Source organism: Sulfurimonas hydrogeniphila (assembly GCF_009068765.1).
GTDB lineage: Bacteria > Campylobacterota > Campylobacteria > Campylobacterales > Sulfurimonadaceae > Sulfurimonas > Sulfurimonas hydrogeniphila.
The window spans coordinates 970,290-986,837 of the sequence record NZ_CP035534.1 but is presented as its reverse complement, the minus strand read 5'-3'; the positions used below and the strand labels follow the sequence as shown (position 1 = coordinate 986,837).

Below are 16,548 nucleotides of genomic sequence, written 5' to 3'. Positions count from 1 at the left end.
TTGTAACACAATTTTTTATGAAAGTCTGTTTTTGTAATCTTCATATCCAAACTCTTTTACAAGTTCAATTGTTCCGTTTTTGCGCTTTATCGCCAAAGAAGGAAGTTTCACACCATTAAAGGTGGTATTTTTGACAAAAGTATAATGAATTTGATCTTCAAATATAACAGTATCTCCTACATGTAAAGGAGAATCAAAAGAGTAATCCCCCATGATGTCACCTGCAAGACAGGTGTTTCCGCCTAAACGGTAGGTATATTTTTTTTCATTTGCCATGCCTGCATTTCTTACTTGGGCACGATACGGCATTGCCAGTGTATCAGGCATATGTGCTTCTGCAGAGGTGTCAAGAATGGCAATATTCATACCGTTTTGAAAAACATCCAAAACAGTGGACTGCAGATATCCTGTTTCCCAACCGACGGCCTCTCCGGGTTCCAAATAGACATCAATATTATATTTTTTACGAAATTCTTTGATTATCCAAACAAGTTTCTCTATATCATAGCCTTTTTTGGTTATGTGATGTCCTCCGCCAAAATTAATATATTGCAAATTTTTCAAATATCTTCCGAATTTATCTTCAAAAGCCGCTAAGACCTGTTCAAGCGCATCTGCATTTTGCTCACAAAGCGCATGAAAATTGAGTCCGTCTATCTTTTCAAGCAGTTTTTCATCAAAATTCTGCAGAGTTGTTCCCAGTCTGCTGTACAAACCGCAGGGGTTGTATATATCGACCGGAGAAGAAGAGACTTCAGGGTTTATTCTCAGAGAAACATGAATATTTTTATTGATTTCTTTGACTTTCCAAATATATTTTTCCAATTGATTTGGGGAATTAAAGACTATATGATCAGATATTTTGGCTATTTCTTCAATCTCATCATCTTTATATGCCGGAGAATAAGTATGCACTTCTGCATCCGGGTTGTATTTGCAAAATTCTTCACGGGCAAGTTTTGCCTCATACAGACCACTGGCTGTACAGCCTTTTAAATATTTTGCCACCAGTTCAAAAGTGCTCCACATTGCAAAGCCCTTGAGTGCCAAAATAATTTTGGCACCGCTTTGTTCTTGCACATACGCTAAAGTTTGCAGATTCTTTTCTAAAAGGGTTTCCTCGCATATATAACACGGTGTTTTAATTGGATTCATTTGTTTAGTCTAGTTCTTGAATCTTCCAAGGCAATCCCTGTTTATTGAGCTCTTCCATAAACGGATCAGGATCAAACTCTTCCATATTATGCACCCCTGTTTTGTACCAGACTTTTTCAAGCATCAACTTTGCACCTATCATCGCAGGAACTCCCGTCGTATAAGAGACAGCCTGAGAGTTCACCTCTTTATAGCATGCTTCATGATCACTTACCTGATAAATATAGATTTTTTTCTTTTTGCCGTCTTTTATGCCCTCTGCCACAATACCGATATTTGTTTTTCCTTTTGTACGGGGACCAAGAGAAGCCGGATCAGGGAGCAGTGTTTTTAAAAACTCTATCGGAACAATTTGTTGCCCCTGATGCTCAATCGGCTCAATTCCCAGCATGCCTACATTTTCAAGACACTTCATATGCGTAAGATAACTCTCGCCAAAGGTCATAAAAAACCGAATACGCTTAAGCCCTTTTATATGCTTGACAAGGGATTCCATCTCTTCATGATAAAGCAAATAAGAATCTTTAGGTCCGATTTCAGGATAATCCCAGACCATTTTTATCTCCATCGGCTCTGTTTCTATCCATTTGCCGTTTTCCCAGTATCGCCCGTTTGCAGAAACTTCACGAAGATTGATCTCAGGATTGAAGTTTGTTGCAAAAGGATAGCCGTGATCACCTGCATTGCAATCAAGAATATCAATAGTATGAATTTCGTCAAAATAGTGTTTTTGCGCATAGGCACAAAAAACATTTGTCACACCCGGGTCAAAACCGCTGCCAAGCAAACCCATAATACCTGCTTCTTTGAAGGCTTCGTCTTTTTCCCATTGCAGTTTATACTCAAATTTTGCCTCATCGGGATGTTCATAGTTTGCAGTGTCCAAATAATCTGTTTTTGTTGCAATACAGGCGTCCATAATTGTTAGGTCCTGGTAAGGGAGTGCCACATTGATAACAATATCCGCCTGCACTTTATTTATCAAATCTGCTATCTCCTGCGTATTGTCGGCATCAAGCGCATAGGTTTCTATATCTGCATCTGGCAGTTCTGATTTAATATCATCGCATTTTGATTTTGTTCTGCTTGCAAGTACTATTTTTCCAAATACCTCTGCATTCTGTACACATTTATGCACAACTACACGGCTTACGCCGCCCGCACCTATTATTAACGTTGTATTCATTATAATTCTCCCTATACTAAAGCGTCAGCTAATGTAAAAATCCATATCAAAAGTGTAACCAATAAGCTTAACAAAACTAAAGTCGCACCGGCATCTTTTGCCTGTTTTGCCAAAATATGATACTCGTTAGTCACCAAATCCACAACTCTTTCAATGGCACTGTTTGCAACTTCTGCCAAAACAGGTATAAACAGTGAAATAAAAAGGATACTTGAGTGTACAAAACCTACCGGCAAACTCCAGGCAACAATACCCATCACCGCAAGCATGAAAAGCTGCCACTTAAATGATGTTTCATTTTTCACTATATCTATAAAACCCTCTACTGCATACATACCATTTTTATAAAGATTATGTTTTGGTTTATTCAGCTTCATATTTTTCTCTCATTTGTAAAATTATATCCCGTAACTCTTTTGCTTTTGTATCAATCGGCAGAGGATTTCCAAAATAGATTTTAACTACTCTGCGCTTAAAAATATTCCTTTTGGCACCTTTTGGCCTATATTTTGCAAAAGAACTGCCAAATATACCTTTATCTATATAAAAAGGAACAATAACACCCTCATAATCTTTTGGAATCAGCTCATACCCTCTCTTAAACTCATGTATATTTCCGTCCTGTGATATTTCGCCTTCGGGAAACAAAGCGACAATGCTGCCTTTTTTTAATCTTTTATGTGCCTCTTTCATTGCATCTTTGAATGCTCTTGGCGAAAGCGGGATTGCTTCCCCCTTTTTAAAAACAGCGTGAAAAAATTTCCAGTTATAAATATCTTTGTCCATCATATAATTTATTCGTCTTGCTATAGGCAACTGCAATAAAATCCAGTCAAGCCAGCTGACATGATTTCCCAGTAATAAAACAGCTTTGTCCTCCGGGATATTTTCTAATCCTATGTAAATATATTTATGCCGCAATGCCGCAATAAGACCCATAAGTGAAAAAAACATCTCTACTACATATCTTTTATATAAATTACGTACCAGATAAATGCCTATCATCCCCATAAAATAAAAAAGCAGTTCTGCATTCATCCCTAAATATGCGAATACCGTTGTCAACAATAAAAAAGTAAACATAAATATGTTTTGTATAAAATTATTTGCTGCCAAAATAATTCCAAGATGTACACGTGAAGCCAGATACTGAATTCTTGCATTTAACGGTACCAAAATAAATGCCGCAAAAATACCAAAGAGTGTAAACATAATTGCAATGAATGTCATAGAATGCAAAAACGGCACACTCAAAACAATAAGCGTTATAATGGTTGCCCCTATCCCCGCCAAACCGACATTAATATAAAATCTTGAGAGTTTTGCAACCATAACTGATCCGACAACAATGCCTATCCCTGCAAGTGCCATCACACCCTGAACATAGATGGTGTTGGTTACATGTAGCTCATCTTTTGCATATTCGCCAAATACAGCCAAAACAACCTGTGATATTGACCAGAAAAGACTGAGTGCGATAATCGCATCAAAGATTTCTCTGTTTCTTCTGACTGTTTTAATGTTTCTGAACAAATAGACACCGCTCACATACTTTTTTAAGCGAAAATCCCGTTTACTCGCTTCTATCATTTTATTTGGCAGTTTTGAGGCTAAAAACCACTCAATTATCGAACCGATCACCAAAAGCCAGCCCAGAGGCGCAACAGTTTGCAAAATTTGGGACTCTGTTACCAAAGTATCCCTGTACATTCCCTCAAATAAAACCGTATAAAAAATAATACCGCCAAGGATCGCAACGGTTGTGATTGCCTGAACAGCACTGTTGGCACTGCTGAGAAATTTCACACCAACCAATTCTTTTATATATCCGTATTTCGCCGGGCCGTAAATTGCACTCTGCATCGCAAGCAAAAAGGTTAAAATAAAAGCAAAAACAAAATACCCATGATAATAGGCATAGGTAATACCAAGGGTAATAATCACCGCAAAAAGAGCAGCATACTCCATAATTTTGTTTTTGGCAAATCTGTCTGCCAAGAAACCCGAAGGAGAAAAAATCAAAATAAAAGGAAGTAAAACCAAGGCATTAACGATTGCCGTCAAGACAATTTGTGTACTTCCGTCATAAACCTTAAATATCGTGTTTTGTATAATGATTTTATGCCCGAGATCTGTAAAAGCATTCAGAAAAACCACTGCAAGATAATTGATAACACCTGCTATTTTAAACATTTTCTTCTTGTGCTAAAAGCGTACTCCATCCTTCATAATAGCCCTGCTCTTTTTTTATTGCTTCAAAAAGTTCATTGACAACTTTTTTTACTTCCTCTGTAGTTACTGCATGTGTTTTCACAAGAGCAATACCGTTTTCAAATTCGTCACTGCTTATTTCGTCTTTAAAACTAAAGCCTTCAAGCTGTAAAGAATCTATAAATTTATTTTTTTGCGTAGGTGTTGTAAATGAAACATAATGTTCCACTGCTCTTGGAATTTCTAAATTATCGCCTTCTTCTTTGAGTAAAAAAATAATTTTTTCGCTTTCTATATGACACAGTTCCAAATCATTCGGAGCAAGGTTTTTATAATGAAAATCCCATTTTGTATCACGGACTACATTGCTTTCATAAATATAATGAGCTGGTTTTAGCATATTTGCCACTGCAGCATCCAAGCCTTTTGAGTCAGCCGCGTAAAAATAGAGCTCACTCCATCCATCTACAACTCTTGAACCGACGTACTTTGCTTTGTCTTCATGTTCAAGAGTTATAATCAAAGATTCTTTTACATCCAAAAACTCTTCAAAGCCCTCTGCGCTTTCATCAAGAGCATCAAACTTTATAAATACACTAAGCAGCCATCCGTACTTGTTACTATATGCATAAGCATTTAAATCTACTTCTATCGACACTTGATTACCGTCTTCGTTTCTTATAAATATTTCTCTCATATACTCTCAATCTTTTTTTTCTTTATTATATCAAAGATTATTCTTTAATATCGATAATAATTATTAAAATTAAGAATATTTTTAAAAAAAAAGTATATAATTTCTGCATCAAAAAGATTTTGATAGTAAATATCATAATCAAGACAAAGGATAGAAAAATGAAAAAAACAAACGTATCACTAGTATTAGCAAGCATGTTACTGGTAAGCAGTGCCTCTTTCGGGGATGACAAAACAGATATTCTCAAGCTTCAACAGGAAGTGAAAGATCTCAAAGAAATGACACAGATTCTTGTTGATGAAACAAGTGATTTAAAAACCGGCTTTAATTATACCAAAGTTGATGAGAAAAAGCGTTATACCGGTCTAGGTAGTGCTGCTTCTAAAGTTTATTACTCAAAATCACCGTTAAGTATCGGCGGATACGGTGAAATGTATTATTCAAGTACACAAAAGGCTGGTTCTGAAACACAGATAAAAAGATTTATAACATATTTTGGATATAAGTTTGCTGACAATATCATTTTAAACTCGGAAATTGAGTATGAAGGCGGCGGAGTAAAGGCTACCAGTACAGGTGCGACCGGTGATACTGTAGCTGTTGAATTTATGTACCTTGACTTCATCGGGAACAAAAACTTCAATGCACGTCTTGGTAACTTCTTGCTCCCGATGGGTTTAATGAATGAACAGCACGAACCGACACTCTTTACAACGATACAGCGTCCAAATACAGCGAAGTATATTATTCCGACTACATGGAATACTTCAGGGGCAATGGTTTACGGTGAAATTGCAGATGGCATAGAGTACAAAGCCTCTATAGTCACAGCACTGCAGATAACGGATACCGGGGACAAGTGGGTAAGAAACGGCCGCGGCAGCGGGCGTTTAGTGAAAAATCCGGATGCAGCAGGACAGATAAGAGTTGACTACACCGGAAAAAGCGGTTTGCTTATCGGTGCTTCATCATACTTTTCAAAAGATTTGCTTATGGTAGATGTTCATCTTGACTACAAAATAGGCGCAGCAAGAATTTACGGTACCTATGCACAAAACAAAAGACTTGATACAAATGCAAGTCAACAGGTTACAGCAAATTACGGCGGTTTCTTAAATGCAAGTTACAATATTGCCTCTTTAATAGGTACAGACAAAAAAACACCTCTTTTTGTGCAATATGAACGATATAATCCGCAATCAGAAGTAAGCAACGGCGGAACTGCAGGTGATGCCATAACAGATGTGACACTTGGGATTAACTTTTTCCCACATGAGCAGGTAGTCCTTAAAGCTGAATATGTTGTCTCAGACAATGCGGCGACAGGGAATATTACCGGCATATCTTTAGGTTTTGTTTTTTAAAAACATTCGGACATATTTTCTCCTTTATAAGGTTTTGCAGCAATTTTACTGCAAAACCCCAATTATTTTGCTAGAATTTTAAAAATAAAATATTTAAAGAATTAAGCTATGAAATATATTTCACTATTTATACTGCTATTGACACAACAGCTATCAGCCCAACTCCTTGTATCTCCTATTGATGCAATGAAAGAAAATTTTGATCTTAATGCAACAATTACCAAGAAGAATATTATTCTGACCCATGAAAAATTTAAAACAGTACAAAAAAATGCAGGTGTAAAACTGACTACAAAAATCTACAGAGTATATATAGCCGAAAAAAACGGAAAAATATTAGGATACGGCATACTTGTTAACAGAAAAGTTCGTTCCAAAAATGCAGTAACACTCTATTTTTTCAAAGACTCTGTTTTGCAGGGGATAGAAGTCATTGCCTTTAATGAAACACTGGAATATCTTCCGCCAAAAAGATGGACGCAACAGTTTAAAAACAAAAAAACTGACAAGTTGTTAAAACTCAATCGTGAAATAACAAATATCTCAGGTGCAACAATGAGCGCAAAGAGTCTTACTGATGGTTCGCGTATAGCATTTGCCATATACAATATGCTCTATAAGGATAAATAATTGCGTTTTACTCTTATAAAAGACTTAAAGAAAGATTCATCGATCAAACCTATGCTCAACGGCTTGCTCGTTTTCATGCTTTTGTATTTTGCTGCTGAAGTTTTTGTAGATTCCAGCAACTTTGGTCTTTTTTATGAACAGGTAAAATTCACACTTTTTGGAAATGAAGAAAATTTCCTCGAACCCATCTCCGAAGCCTCGTTTTTGGAATATATTCATACCAAAATATTTTTCATGATGATGATACTTCTCACACTCAGTGCTATATTTATCCGCTTAACCGCAAATGACACTCTGAAACTTTTTTGCCTTAACAGTGTGATGACAAGTGCGCTGATTATGCTCATTGCCCTTACGCTTTCATATTATATACATCCTTTTTTGTGTATATTTATCTTGTAACATATTATTTATGGCATTTGTGTGCATTTTACATGGTTATTTATTCATTATGGAGCCTTAATTTTGCAAAAAGCCTATAACCTTGCTATATTTTACTTTATTCTCTTTTCAATACTCCTTCTTCTGAGCAGCAGTATTCTTTTTGCATCCAAGATCGGCTTCACGACTGAAGGTGTATTAACATACTATCTTGGAAATGAAGCACTTTTCATAGCACCTAAAACACCAGGCGGCATACTGAAAATCATCTTGCCGCATATTTTTGCCTTTGGACTTTTCGTAATGGTTACCGTGCACTTTTTGCTCTTTACACACAAAAAAAGAACAAAAGAACTGCGACTGCTTACATCTGCTCTGTTTATACTCTCATTTTTAGAAATTTTTACACCATTTGCTCTTATAAACGGTTTTGAATCGCTTGCATTTTTAAAAATATTTTCATTTTTTTTCTTTGAAATTGTCATATTGTATACTTTGTTTATACTCTTTAAAAGTATTTTATATGATTAATTGGCTACAATATTTGCTATGAAAACACTTTTATTATTTTTATTACTTCTTATTACATGTAATGCTTCCTTTGCAAACGACAACAAAGTGTGTCAAAAATGCCATCCTTTAATCTATAAAGAATATTATGATTCAATTCACAGAAAGTCATCGCTTGCTAATGATGCAATATATAGAGCGGTCTTTGAGAAAGAACACAAAGAAAAAGAAAGAGGCAAATGCAACAGCTGTCATGCACCAAGCGCAAAAAACCTGCAACAGGAAAAAGAAGAACCGATATCATGTATCTACTGCCATACAATCAAAAATATTCAAAAATATGATGAAGCAAACAAAAATATTTTAACAGGAAAGAAAAAAGACTTCTTTAGCGCCCAAGAAGATAAAAAAAACAGATCCAAAGTTACATATGAAACAACAACTTCTTTTTTTGGTCTTATCAAACGCTCTAAAAATTCTCCTTATCACCAAATTGAATACAACAATGAAAACTACTATAACGGCAATGTCTGCATGGGATGCCATTCACATGTAAACAATGCGCATGATTTTGATATCATCATGCTTGATGCGTATATTGACAAAAAAGACAAAAACACCTGCATATCCTGTCATATGCCGCAAACCATGGGCAGCAAAACAACACTCAGCGACAGTAAGACTCATGCCTATCATGGCATAGCAGGTCTGCACAAACTCAGCAAAAGTCTCGGAAAATATATCAATTTTCATGTACAAAAACATGAAAAAGGCTTTCAGGTAAGCATTGAAAATCTTGCCAATCATGCTCTGTTCGGACAGGCCTACAGAGAAGGAGTCCTCAATGTTACAATCATTCGCGGAGCAGACAAAATAGTTCAGGAACCTTATATATTTACACGTATTTTCGGAAAAGGCAACAAAGAAAGTATGCCTTTTGAAGCGACGAATATTTTAAAAGATACCCTTATTTATGCGAAAAAAAATATTGTCTACAATACAAAGCTGCAAAAAGGTGATAAAATTGTACTAACACTTGGTTTTCGGCTTATCTCAAAAAAAGCAGCAAAAGAGTTAAAGCTGCAACATAACAAAGAGCTTACCAAAATAAGAATTCTAAAAACTGAATCATTTAATTTTTAATAAACATATCAGTATATTCAGCTATATTTTTGCTTATAACAAGTTTTTTATCTGCTTGCAAAATAATGTAGCCTATCTTCTTAGAATCTAAAAATGCATATGTTTCTTTTATCGGCATAACACTCGCAGCCGTTGCATATGCATCGAGTGTTGCTGATGGAAGTTTTGAGACAAGCGTTATAGAGATAAATTTTTGTTCTGATTCTTTTGTTTTTGGATTAATGAGATGATTATGCTTTGTGCTTTTTATATAACGATTATAATTTCCGCTTGTGCTCACACCGCTGTTATGCATTATAAATGTAACCAAAGGATGTGTCACATCCAAAGGATTATTAACGGCAATTTTACAGCTGCCTATGCATCGAATGTCTCCGCTCAGGGCAACAACTGCCTTTTTCACCTTGTTTTGCAGTAAAAATTCACTGACTTTGTCTGCTGCAAATCCCTTTCCCATACCGCCAAGATCTATTTTTACTGCATTGCCTAAAAAAGCCTCATCTTTATCAAATCTAAGCTCATTGACAGAAACAGAACTTTTTTCAAGTTCATTTTTCAAAGCAATACGCTCTTTGGCACCAAATCTGTATAAATCTTTCGTAATTGTTCCTATCGCAATATTAAAGTATCCATGTGTTTGCTTATAGTATTTTAAAGAAAGCGTCAAAGCTTCATAAGAATACTTGTCTAAAGATGCATGTCTGTTTTGATTAAGTTGAGATATTGGAGAATTCTTTTTATAGGTAGAGAGCGAGTTATCGACCCTTTTGATAATCTCAAAAGAGGGTTTAAGAAATTTTTTATCTTCCTTGTCGACAGATATTGACACAAAAGTACCCATCAATACTTTTGTACGCTGTATCATCTGTGAATCTGCATTACATGCAACAAACACAGAGACAAGAAGAAAAAATTTGTACATCAGTTAAATATCAATAATCTCATTTACTTCAAGTCCAAATCCGCTCAGTCCTACAAAGTCGGTTTTTTTCATAGAAGTAATAAGATTCATTTTTGAAATACCAAATGATTTAATAATCTGCGCCCCTATTCCAAACTCTTTTATGGCCGCATTGTCCTGATGATGTGTTTTGTTTATAAAAACCAACAAACCGCTGTTTTGCTTCAGATATTCTATAGAATTGATCAAATTATTGTATTTCTCTTGTTGCAAAAGTAGTTCACAGTCAGGAATTACATTATGAACCCGTACATTTGCAACTTCTCCTGCATTGTAAAAAAGTATCGCTGTATGTTTTATACCATCATGGTCTTCAAATGTATGTTGCTGCACTTTGACACCGAAAAACTCTATCTCCTGCACCTCTGTCTCTTTTACAAGTCTTTCATTCGAAAGTCTATACTCAACAATATCAGAAATAAATACTGTATGCAGATCATGTTTTTTGGCAAAAATATCCAAATCATCACGACGGGCCATTTCACCGTTATCTTTAATTATTTCACAAATTACCCCGCTTCACTCAGCCCTGCCAAACGGCACAGATCAACAGAGCCTTCCGTATGGCCTGTTCTTACAAGTGTACCGCCCTCTTTTGCAATGAGAGGAAAAATATGTCCCGGTTTTACCAGTTCATCCGGCTTTGAAATGGGGTTGGCTAATATTTTTATAGTATCGTCCCGCTCTTTAGCCGAAATTCCTGTCAGTGCATCTTTAGCATCAACAGAGACTGTAAAGGCAGTTTCATACGAAGAAGTATTTGAACTCACCATAGGATTCAAATCAAGTCTGTCGGCAATAGACTTAGAAAGAGCAACACATATAAGCCCCCGTGCGTGCATTGCCATAAAGTTTACATGTGCCGGTGTAGAAAAGGCGGCTGCATAGACCAGATCGCCCTCGTTTTCTCTGTCTTCATCATCAACCATAATAACCATTTTACCTTTTTTAATATCTTCTATAGCCTGTAAAACTCTTTCTATCGGTTTCATATTTTCTCTTTATTTATTAATATTTTTCTTTTCTTTATTATAGGAAAATTAGTATTAAAAAGAGTTCAAAAAAAAAATTAATACTTTTAATAAAAAACTCTTGACATAAAAGAAATTTTTGTCTATAATTTCGCTCACAAACACAGAGTAAAAGTGTTTGAAACACCGCGGAATAGAGCAGTTCGGTAGCTCGTCGGGCTCATAACCCGAAGGTCACAGGTTCAAATCCTGTTTCCGCAACCAATCTTTAATCTACAAAGCATTGGGGTATCGCCAAGCGGTAAGGCACCAGTTTTTGGTACTGGCATTCGGGGGTTCGAATCCCTCTACCCCATCCACCTATTTCAAATACCCATAAAATAGGCACTTTCAAGTAATTGATTTAATAACTGTCAGCTGATTTTATAGGATTTTTACTGACAATATGACTGACACTTACAGTAACATTTTTACAACTTTTCAAAAACATACAACTTATCCATTCATCATCTATTTTTTGTTATAATAGCTTATCTATTTAAGGAAGTATTTTATGAGTAAGAATCCAAACAATAAAAATATCATTTCAAAAATTGTATCTGTCTCTCAAGCTATTGAAGGATATACTACAACAAATACTTCTGTTATAAAAAAAGCTCAACTCCTTAGAAAAAAATATGGCATCAAAGTATCAGTTAGTAAGTAGTGAGTTTTACTACGATAACAGTGATGTTCCTAGAAACAAATTTAATATCAAAGACACAGAAACTGTCCATGAGATAGAAAGAGAGCTCCTGGAAGAAGCATATACTGTCTTTTTCAATGAACTTAACGAGAACACTCATTTTGATGAGATATATTTCATTTCACTACACAAAAGAACGTTTGAATCACTATATGATTGGGCTGGACTATACAGGGATTTCAACATGGCAAAAGGTGAGTCAAGATTTTGTCAAGGTGAATTTGTCAAAAGTTCATCTCAAAAAATATTTACAGATTTAGCTAATGATAATTTTCTCAAAGATTATACATCACGTCCAAAATCAGAGTTTGTAAAAAAGCTGGCTTATTACAAATGTGAACTTAATGCCCTACACCCTTTTTATGAGCTCAATGGGAGAATTACAAGGATGTTTATTGATATGATAGCTGCATATAATGGGTATCAGTTTATAGACTATTCTCACATTACTCCAAGTGAGTACATTGATGCTGCTATAGAGTGTGTACAGTTTGCAGATAGCTCAGCTTTAGAAAAAATCATTTTCAATGGACTATCGAAGTAGTAACTGTTGATAATTGGCGTTTGAATATCTAAAAAATGTGGCATAAGGTAACAGATGAAGATGAAATTAGATTTCTGGAGATGCTGTCTTGATTTTTAGGGGCATTATACATTTTAATATTGAACACCTTGCAAAAATTGCAAATGTATTAGAAGTAGATTTAACTGATTTTTTTCATGCTCTAAATCTAAAATAATCAAATAGCAAAGTTAATCACAGTCCCAAAATACAACAAAATACAAATAAATATTATAATTACAATTAACCTGTATCATCAAAAATATGTTATACTTAGGTAACTAAAGGAGGTAATTACAGATGCAAATATCTTTAAATATTCAAGATGATGTTTATCAAAAACTCAAGAGTGCTGGCATTGATATGCAATCAAAAATTAATGAATACCTTCTGAATCTAGTAGATAGAAAAGATGATTACTTAAACTCTAAGCAATTTCAAGAGGATAAAGCTTATTTCCAAAATGCTTTAGAAAATATTGAAAGTGGAAAGACAAAACCTCTTTCACATACAGAAGTATGGAATACAATAGAACATCATACTAGCAATTAAGTATGAAAATTATCTATGAGCCAAGGTTTATAAATTCTTTTAATAACATTTGGGACTATATTGCACAAGATAACAAAAATAGAGCAAATCAATTTAAAAAAGGGATAAAAAAATTAATTGAAGATATACACCATATGCCTTACAAATGTAGAAAATCAATTTACTTTGATGATGATAATATCCGAGACTTGATTTATAAAGGGTATAAAGTTGATGAAGAAAAATCAATCATTACAGTTTTAGGTATTAAAAAGTATAAAGCAGAATTGTAGGTCACTTTAATTTTTAGGGGTATATTTTTATTTTGTATTTAAAAAATACAATAAAACAGGGATACAGTGAAACCCTCTACCCCATCCACCCCTTAAAACCCCTAAAATAAGCACTTTAAATTTGAATTGGCAGAGCAAGAATCCGAACAATAAAAATATTATCTCAAAAATTGTATCTATCTTTCAAGCTATTGAAGGATATACTACAACAAAATACTTCTGTTATAAAAAAAGCTCAACTCCTCAGAAAAAAGTATGGCATCAAAGTATCAGTTAGTAAGTAGTGAGTTTTACTACGAGAACAGTGATGTATCTAGAAACAAATTTAACATCAAAGACACTCAAACTATCCATGAGATAGAAAAAGAGCTCCTAGAAGAAGCATATGCTATCTTTTTCAATGAAATCAATGAAAGCACTCGTTTAACAACTGCTAAAGAGTTCAGGGTTTAATTTGGAAAAATGGCAACATAAGAGTGCACAGGCTATATTTAAACGCTTGTTTGTTGCCTCTTATGCCTGTTTGCTTGTATGAGAGACAGAACATACAAACAGTAAAAATATGTTGGAAATCAGAAAGTTTTTTTAGTTCGATTAAGCTGCAGGCTCGTAACCAGGAACAAGATATCTGATGTAGATGGAGTTTTGAGTTGTGTAGATACTTATGACTGAAGTACCGGTTCCGAAAAAACATTAATTTTCTTAACTTAATGGCATTGTGTATAAATAGCGGGTTAAAGAGAATTATAATTTCTCTTTAACCATATTGTCTAAATAAGTAAACAACTCCTGTGATGCTTTTTCTGCATCTTTAAATATTTTTATGATTTCATCAACTTTATCACTGCCAAGCATACGCATAGCTTTTGCTATATCATCATGCACTTTTTTATGCGGCTCTTGCAGGTTGGTATAAAAACTGCTTTTTCCAAATAGTTTTTTACCTTCATCTGCATACCATTTGCCTAGTCTGCATTGAGTATGGTCACTCAATTCAAATTTCAATTTCCCTTCAAGCATTGATGAATATGCATTGTTTTTATAGACCATATGATCAAGTTTAGCCATATTTGCAAAGAGTTCGTATCCTATGATTTCATTGTCTTTTGTGATAGCTTCACTGTTGGAAATCAACTGAGAAAGCGTGTCAACATAGTCCTCGAGTGTTTGCTGTGAACTTATGGAGTGTTCTTCAATTTTTTCACTGTTTTCACTCATATTCATCGAATTTTGCTTAAGTACACTTATATTTGCTTCTACCTCACTTGTAGCTTTTTGCGTTCGTTCTGCAAGCTTACGAACTTCATCGGCAACTACTGCAAATCCTCGTCCGTGTTCACCTGCACGTGCTGCTTCTATAGCCGCATTCAGTGCAAGCAGGTTAGTCTGGTCTGAAATATCTTTAATAAGAGAGATCACATTAAAAATTTCTTCAACATTTGCATTCAGTTCCTCTGCAGAATGCCGTGATTCTGAAACCATCTCTGTAATACTGCCAATTGCATCTTTAATGTTATCCGTAGAGTGTGTCACTTCTTTAATGACTTCGGATGTTTTGGCATTGAGTATATTTACCTGATTGACACTTTCAACACTCTGAGACATGCTGTTTCTTAAATTTTCTGCATTGTTGAGTGCACCGCTTATCATCTCTCCCGACAGCGCAAGAGTCAGTTTGTTCTTCTCGCCAATTTCCGCAGCATGTTTTGCAGAATCTTCAGCTCTTAAAGCTTCTTCTTTTGCTTCGAGTGCAAGCGCTTCGACTTTATCTAAAAAGGCATTGAAATTTTTACTCGCCTGCCCTAATTCATCTTCTGATACCACGGGAAGTCTCTTTGACAAATCAGCATCACCCTGTGCCAATTCATCAGCAACATTTGCAAGGTTTACTATAGGGTCAGTAATTGTTTTTTTGATAATGTACATTAAAAACAGTAAAATAAACAGATCAACCAAAGACATAATATATACTTGTCTCAAAAGAGAGTCTTCAGATTGAGAAATGACGCTGTTTACTTTATTGATATCTTCACCGATCAGTGCATAAGCAACAACATTGTTTGAAAAATCTTTTATAGGTTCTGAGACTATAAAATACTTATCAGTTATTTGTGGTCTATCTGTCTTCTCAATAGAAATATGAGCCAAATCATTAAAAAACTCTTTATTAACGACATTTTCTTTGACTGCAAGTGTAAAATTACCGACTTTTGGAGCAGATTTTAATGAACGTGCTGTTGAGAGATATTCGTTTTTCATGACAATGGCTATTTCGTATCCGTTGTTTTTTCTCGCAGATTTTATTATAGAATTTAAACCTTGCATAAATTCAACAGAACCTAAATAGCGATTATTGAGCTCAACAGGAGCTAAGCCTCTGAGTACAAGCCCTGCACGACCAAGCTCAATAGCGACAATAGGTTTTTTATCTCTTTTAACGGCAACTATTGTTTTTCTAAAAGAACTTAAATCATCTCCAAATTTCTTTGGCTTCCAAGCACGTAAAAAACTATGTACATTTGCATCATGTATATGTATTTTAATATTTTTATATTTTGTGTATTTTTTAAATTCCTGAGACAGGCTTTTTAAACCATTGATGGCAACAGTTCTGTTGTTTTCCATCAATGAGCGTATCACACTGTAATTTTGCGATATGTTTATAGCATTGGTAAGACCGATGTCTTCCTTTGCTTGCATTGCTTGCTTGTAGCTAAGATGCAAAGAAGCAGATTCTGAAGTATAAACCTCATGTTCCAAGTCTTTAATAGAATAATAGTAGTTCACCAAAATAACAATAAATCCTGCTAAAATAGAAACTACCAATGGTATATGTATTTTTTTACTGATTGACATGAAATTTACCTCCATTCCTGCAATTTTTTTTGACAGGTACTATTTTAATTTGCCGTTTCCATAGTGCTTAAAGAGATAGTCAGTCACAATTTTTTCATCTTCTTTTGTGATAGGTGCTTTAAAATGTACAATCATCTTCTCTATCTTTTTATGCCAAAACTCACGTGATTGAGGACCTTGGTTAATAATATATCCAAAAGAGTGACACATCAGACAGTTTGCCTGAACAGCATCAAATCCTTTACCCATTTTGATTTGATAAGATATATACGGGACTTCAATATCTCCCTTTACTTGTGCAAAGAGTGAACCTGCGGACAGTATTGCTATTAATAATAATTTTTTCATTTTT

Annotated in this window: 18 protein-coding genes, 2 tRNA genes and 1 pseudogene; 12 read left to right on the top strand and 9 right to left on the bottom strand. The window is 34.8% G+C overall.

The window, feature by feature from the left end; genetic code table 11:
• Positions 1-15 precede the first annotated feature (15 nt).
• The 5 genes from nspC to ETP70_RS05180 are packed head-to-tail and all read right to left on the bottom strand — an operon-like array spanning position 16 to position 5,249.
• On the bottom strand, positions 16-1,155 hold the full coding sequence (gene nspC / locus ETP70_RS05200) for a carboxynorspermidine decarboxylase (RefSeq protein ID WP_151900184.1): 1,140 nt from the start codon (positions 1,153-1,155) through the stop codon (positions 16-18).
• Between the two features lie 4 nt (positions 1,156-1,159).
• Positions 1,160-2,341, bottom strand: a complete 1,182-nt coding sequence (locus tag ETP70_RS05195) for a saccharopine dehydrogenase family protein (RefSeq protein WP_151900183.1) — start codon at positions 2,339-2,341, stop codon at positions 1,160-1,162.
• A gap of 11 nt (positions 2,342-2,352) precedes the next feature.
• The gene (locus tag ETP70_RS05190; RefSeq protein WP_151900182.1) at positions 2,353-2,718 is read right to left on the bottom strand and encodes a diacylglycerol kinase; all 366 of its coding nucleotides are present in this window, start codon (positions 2,716-2,718) and stop codon (positions 2,353-2,355) included.
• Entirely contained in the window at positions 2,705-4,534 is a 1,830-nt protein-coding gene (locus tag ETP70_RS05185) for an MFS transporter (RefSeq protein ID WP_151900181.1), read from the bottom strand. Before ETP70_RS05185 ends, ETP70_RS05190 begins: the two co-directional genes overlap by 14 nt.
• A complete protein-coding gene (locus ETP70_RS05180; RefSeq protein ID WP_151900180.1) occupies positions 4,527-5,249 on the bottom strand; it encodes a DUF695 domain-containing protein in 723 nt (240 codons plus the stop codon). The genes ETP70_RS05185 and ETP70_RS05180 overlap by 8 nt, the downstream gene beginning before the upstream one ends.
• A 158-nt stretch (positions 5,250-5,407) precedes the next feature.
• Between ETP70_RS05180 and ETP70_RS05175 the strand changes: the two genes are divergently transcribed.
• The 5 genes from ETP70_RS05175 (at position 5,408) to ETP70_RS05155 (ending at position 9,277) form a co-directional block, all read left to right on the top strand.
• Positions 5,408-6,613, top strand: coding sequence for a porin (locus tag ETP70_RS05175; protein ID WP_151900179.1), 1,206 nt, complete (start codon positions 5,408-5,410; stop codon positions 6,611-6,613).
• Between the two features lie 108 nt (positions 6,614-6,721).
• Complete coding sequence (locus ETP70_RS05170) at positions 6,722-7,243, top strand: FMN-binding protein (RefSeq protein ID WP_151900178.1); 522 nt, start codon at positions 6,722-6,724, stop codon at positions 7,241-7,243.
• Positions 7,244-7,645: a hypothetical protein gene (locus ETP70_RS05165; protein WP_230973316.1), complete on the top strand. Its 402-nt coding sequence runs from the start codon at positions 7,244-7,246 to the stop codon at positions 7,643-7,645. It abuts the gene before it with no gap.
• Between the two features lie 63 nt (positions 7,646-7,708).
• The gene (locus ETP70_RS05160) at positions 7,709-8,155 is read left to right on the top strand and encodes a hypothetical protein (protein ID WP_230973315.1); all 447 of its coding nucleotides are present in this window, start codon (positions 7,709-7,711) and stop codon (positions 8,153-8,155) included.
• 18 nt (positions 8,156-8,173) lie between these two features.
• On the top strand, positions 8,174-9,277 hold the full coding sequence (locus ETP70_RS05155) for a multiheme c-type cytochrome (RefSeq protein ID WP_151900177.1): 1,104 nt from the start codon (positions 8,174-8,176) through the stop codon (positions 9,275-9,277).
• Here the strand turns inward: ETP70_RS05155 and ETP70_RS05150 are convergent.
• Both ETP70_RS05150 and ETP70_RS05145 read right to left on the bottom strand, forming a co-directional pair.
• Entirely contained in the window at positions 9,267-10,199 is a 933-nt protein-coding gene (locus tag ETP70_RS05150) for an FAD:protein FMN transferase (RefSeq protein WP_188110058.1), read from the bottom strand. The genes ETP70_RS05155 and ETP70_RS05150 overlap by 11 nt on opposite strands.
• Before the next feature lie 3 nt (positions 10,200-10,202).
• Positions 10,203-11,230: pseudogene (locus ETP70_RS05145) on the bottom strand (bifunctional 3,4-dihydroxy-2-butanone 4-phosphate synthase/GTP cyclohydrolase II).
• 166 nt (positions 11,231-11,396) lie between these two features.
• Between ETP70_RS05145 and ETP70_RS05140 the strand changes: the two are divergent.
• The 7 genes from ETP70_RS05140 (at position 11,397) to ETP70_RS05115 (ending at position 13,793) form a co-directional block, all read left to right on the top strand.
• Positions 11,397-11,473 (top strand) — tRNA-Met (locus ETP70_RS05140).
• A 20-nt stretch (positions 11,474-11,493) separates the two neighbouring features.
• A tRNA-Gln gene (locus ETP70_RS05135) sits at positions 11,494-11,568 on the top strand.
• A gap of 194 nt (positions 11,569-11,762) precedes the next feature.
• A complete protein-coding gene (locus ETP70_RS12380; RefSeq protein WP_188110057.1) occupies positions 11,763-11,915 on the top strand; it encodes a hypothetical protein in 153 nt (50 codons plus the stop codon).
• The gene (locus ETP70_RS05130; protein WP_151900176.1) at positions 11,887-12,498 is read left to right on the top strand and encodes a Fic/DOC family protein; all 612 of its coding nucleotides are present in this window, start codon (positions 11,887-11,889) and stop codon (positions 12,496-12,498) included. The genes ETP70_RS12380 and ETP70_RS05130 overlap by 29 nt, the downstream gene beginning before the upstream one ends.
• A gap of 318 nt (positions 12,499-12,816) precedes the next feature.
• Complete coding sequence (locus tag ETP70_RS05125) at positions 12,817-13,068, top strand: hypothetical protein (protein WP_151900175.1); 252 nt, start codon at positions 12,817-12,819, stop codon at positions 13,066-13,068.
• 2 nt (positions 13,069-13,070) lie between these two features.
• On the top strand, positions 13,071-13,340 hold the full coding sequence (locus ETP70_RS05120; protein ID WP_151900174.1) for a type II toxin-antitoxin system RelE/ParE family toxin: 270 nt from the start codon (positions 13,071-13,073) through the stop codon (positions 13,338-13,340).
• A gap of 255 nt (positions 13,341-13,595) precedes the next feature.
• Entirely contained in the window at positions 13,596-13,793 is a 198-nt protein-coding gene (locus tag ETP70_RS05115) for a hypothetical protein (protein ID WP_151900173.1), read from the top strand.
• Between the two features lie 291 nt (positions 13,794-14,084).
• On the opposite strand, the gene ETP70_RS05110 is transcribed toward ETP70_RS05115, so the two are convergent.
• Complete coding sequence (locus tag ETP70_RS05110; protein ID WP_188110056.1) at positions 14,085-16,196, bottom strand: methyl-accepting chemotaxis protein; 2,112 nt, start codon at positions 16,194-16,196, stop codon at positions 14,085-14,087.
• A gap of 39 nt (positions 16,197-16,235) precedes the next feature.
• Entirely contained in the window at positions 16,236-16,544 is a 309-nt protein-coding gene (locus tag ETP70_RS05105) for a sulfite:cytochrome C oxidoreductase subunit B (protein ID WP_151900171.1), read from the bottom strand.
• Positions 16,545-16,548 lie beyond the last annotated feature (4 nt).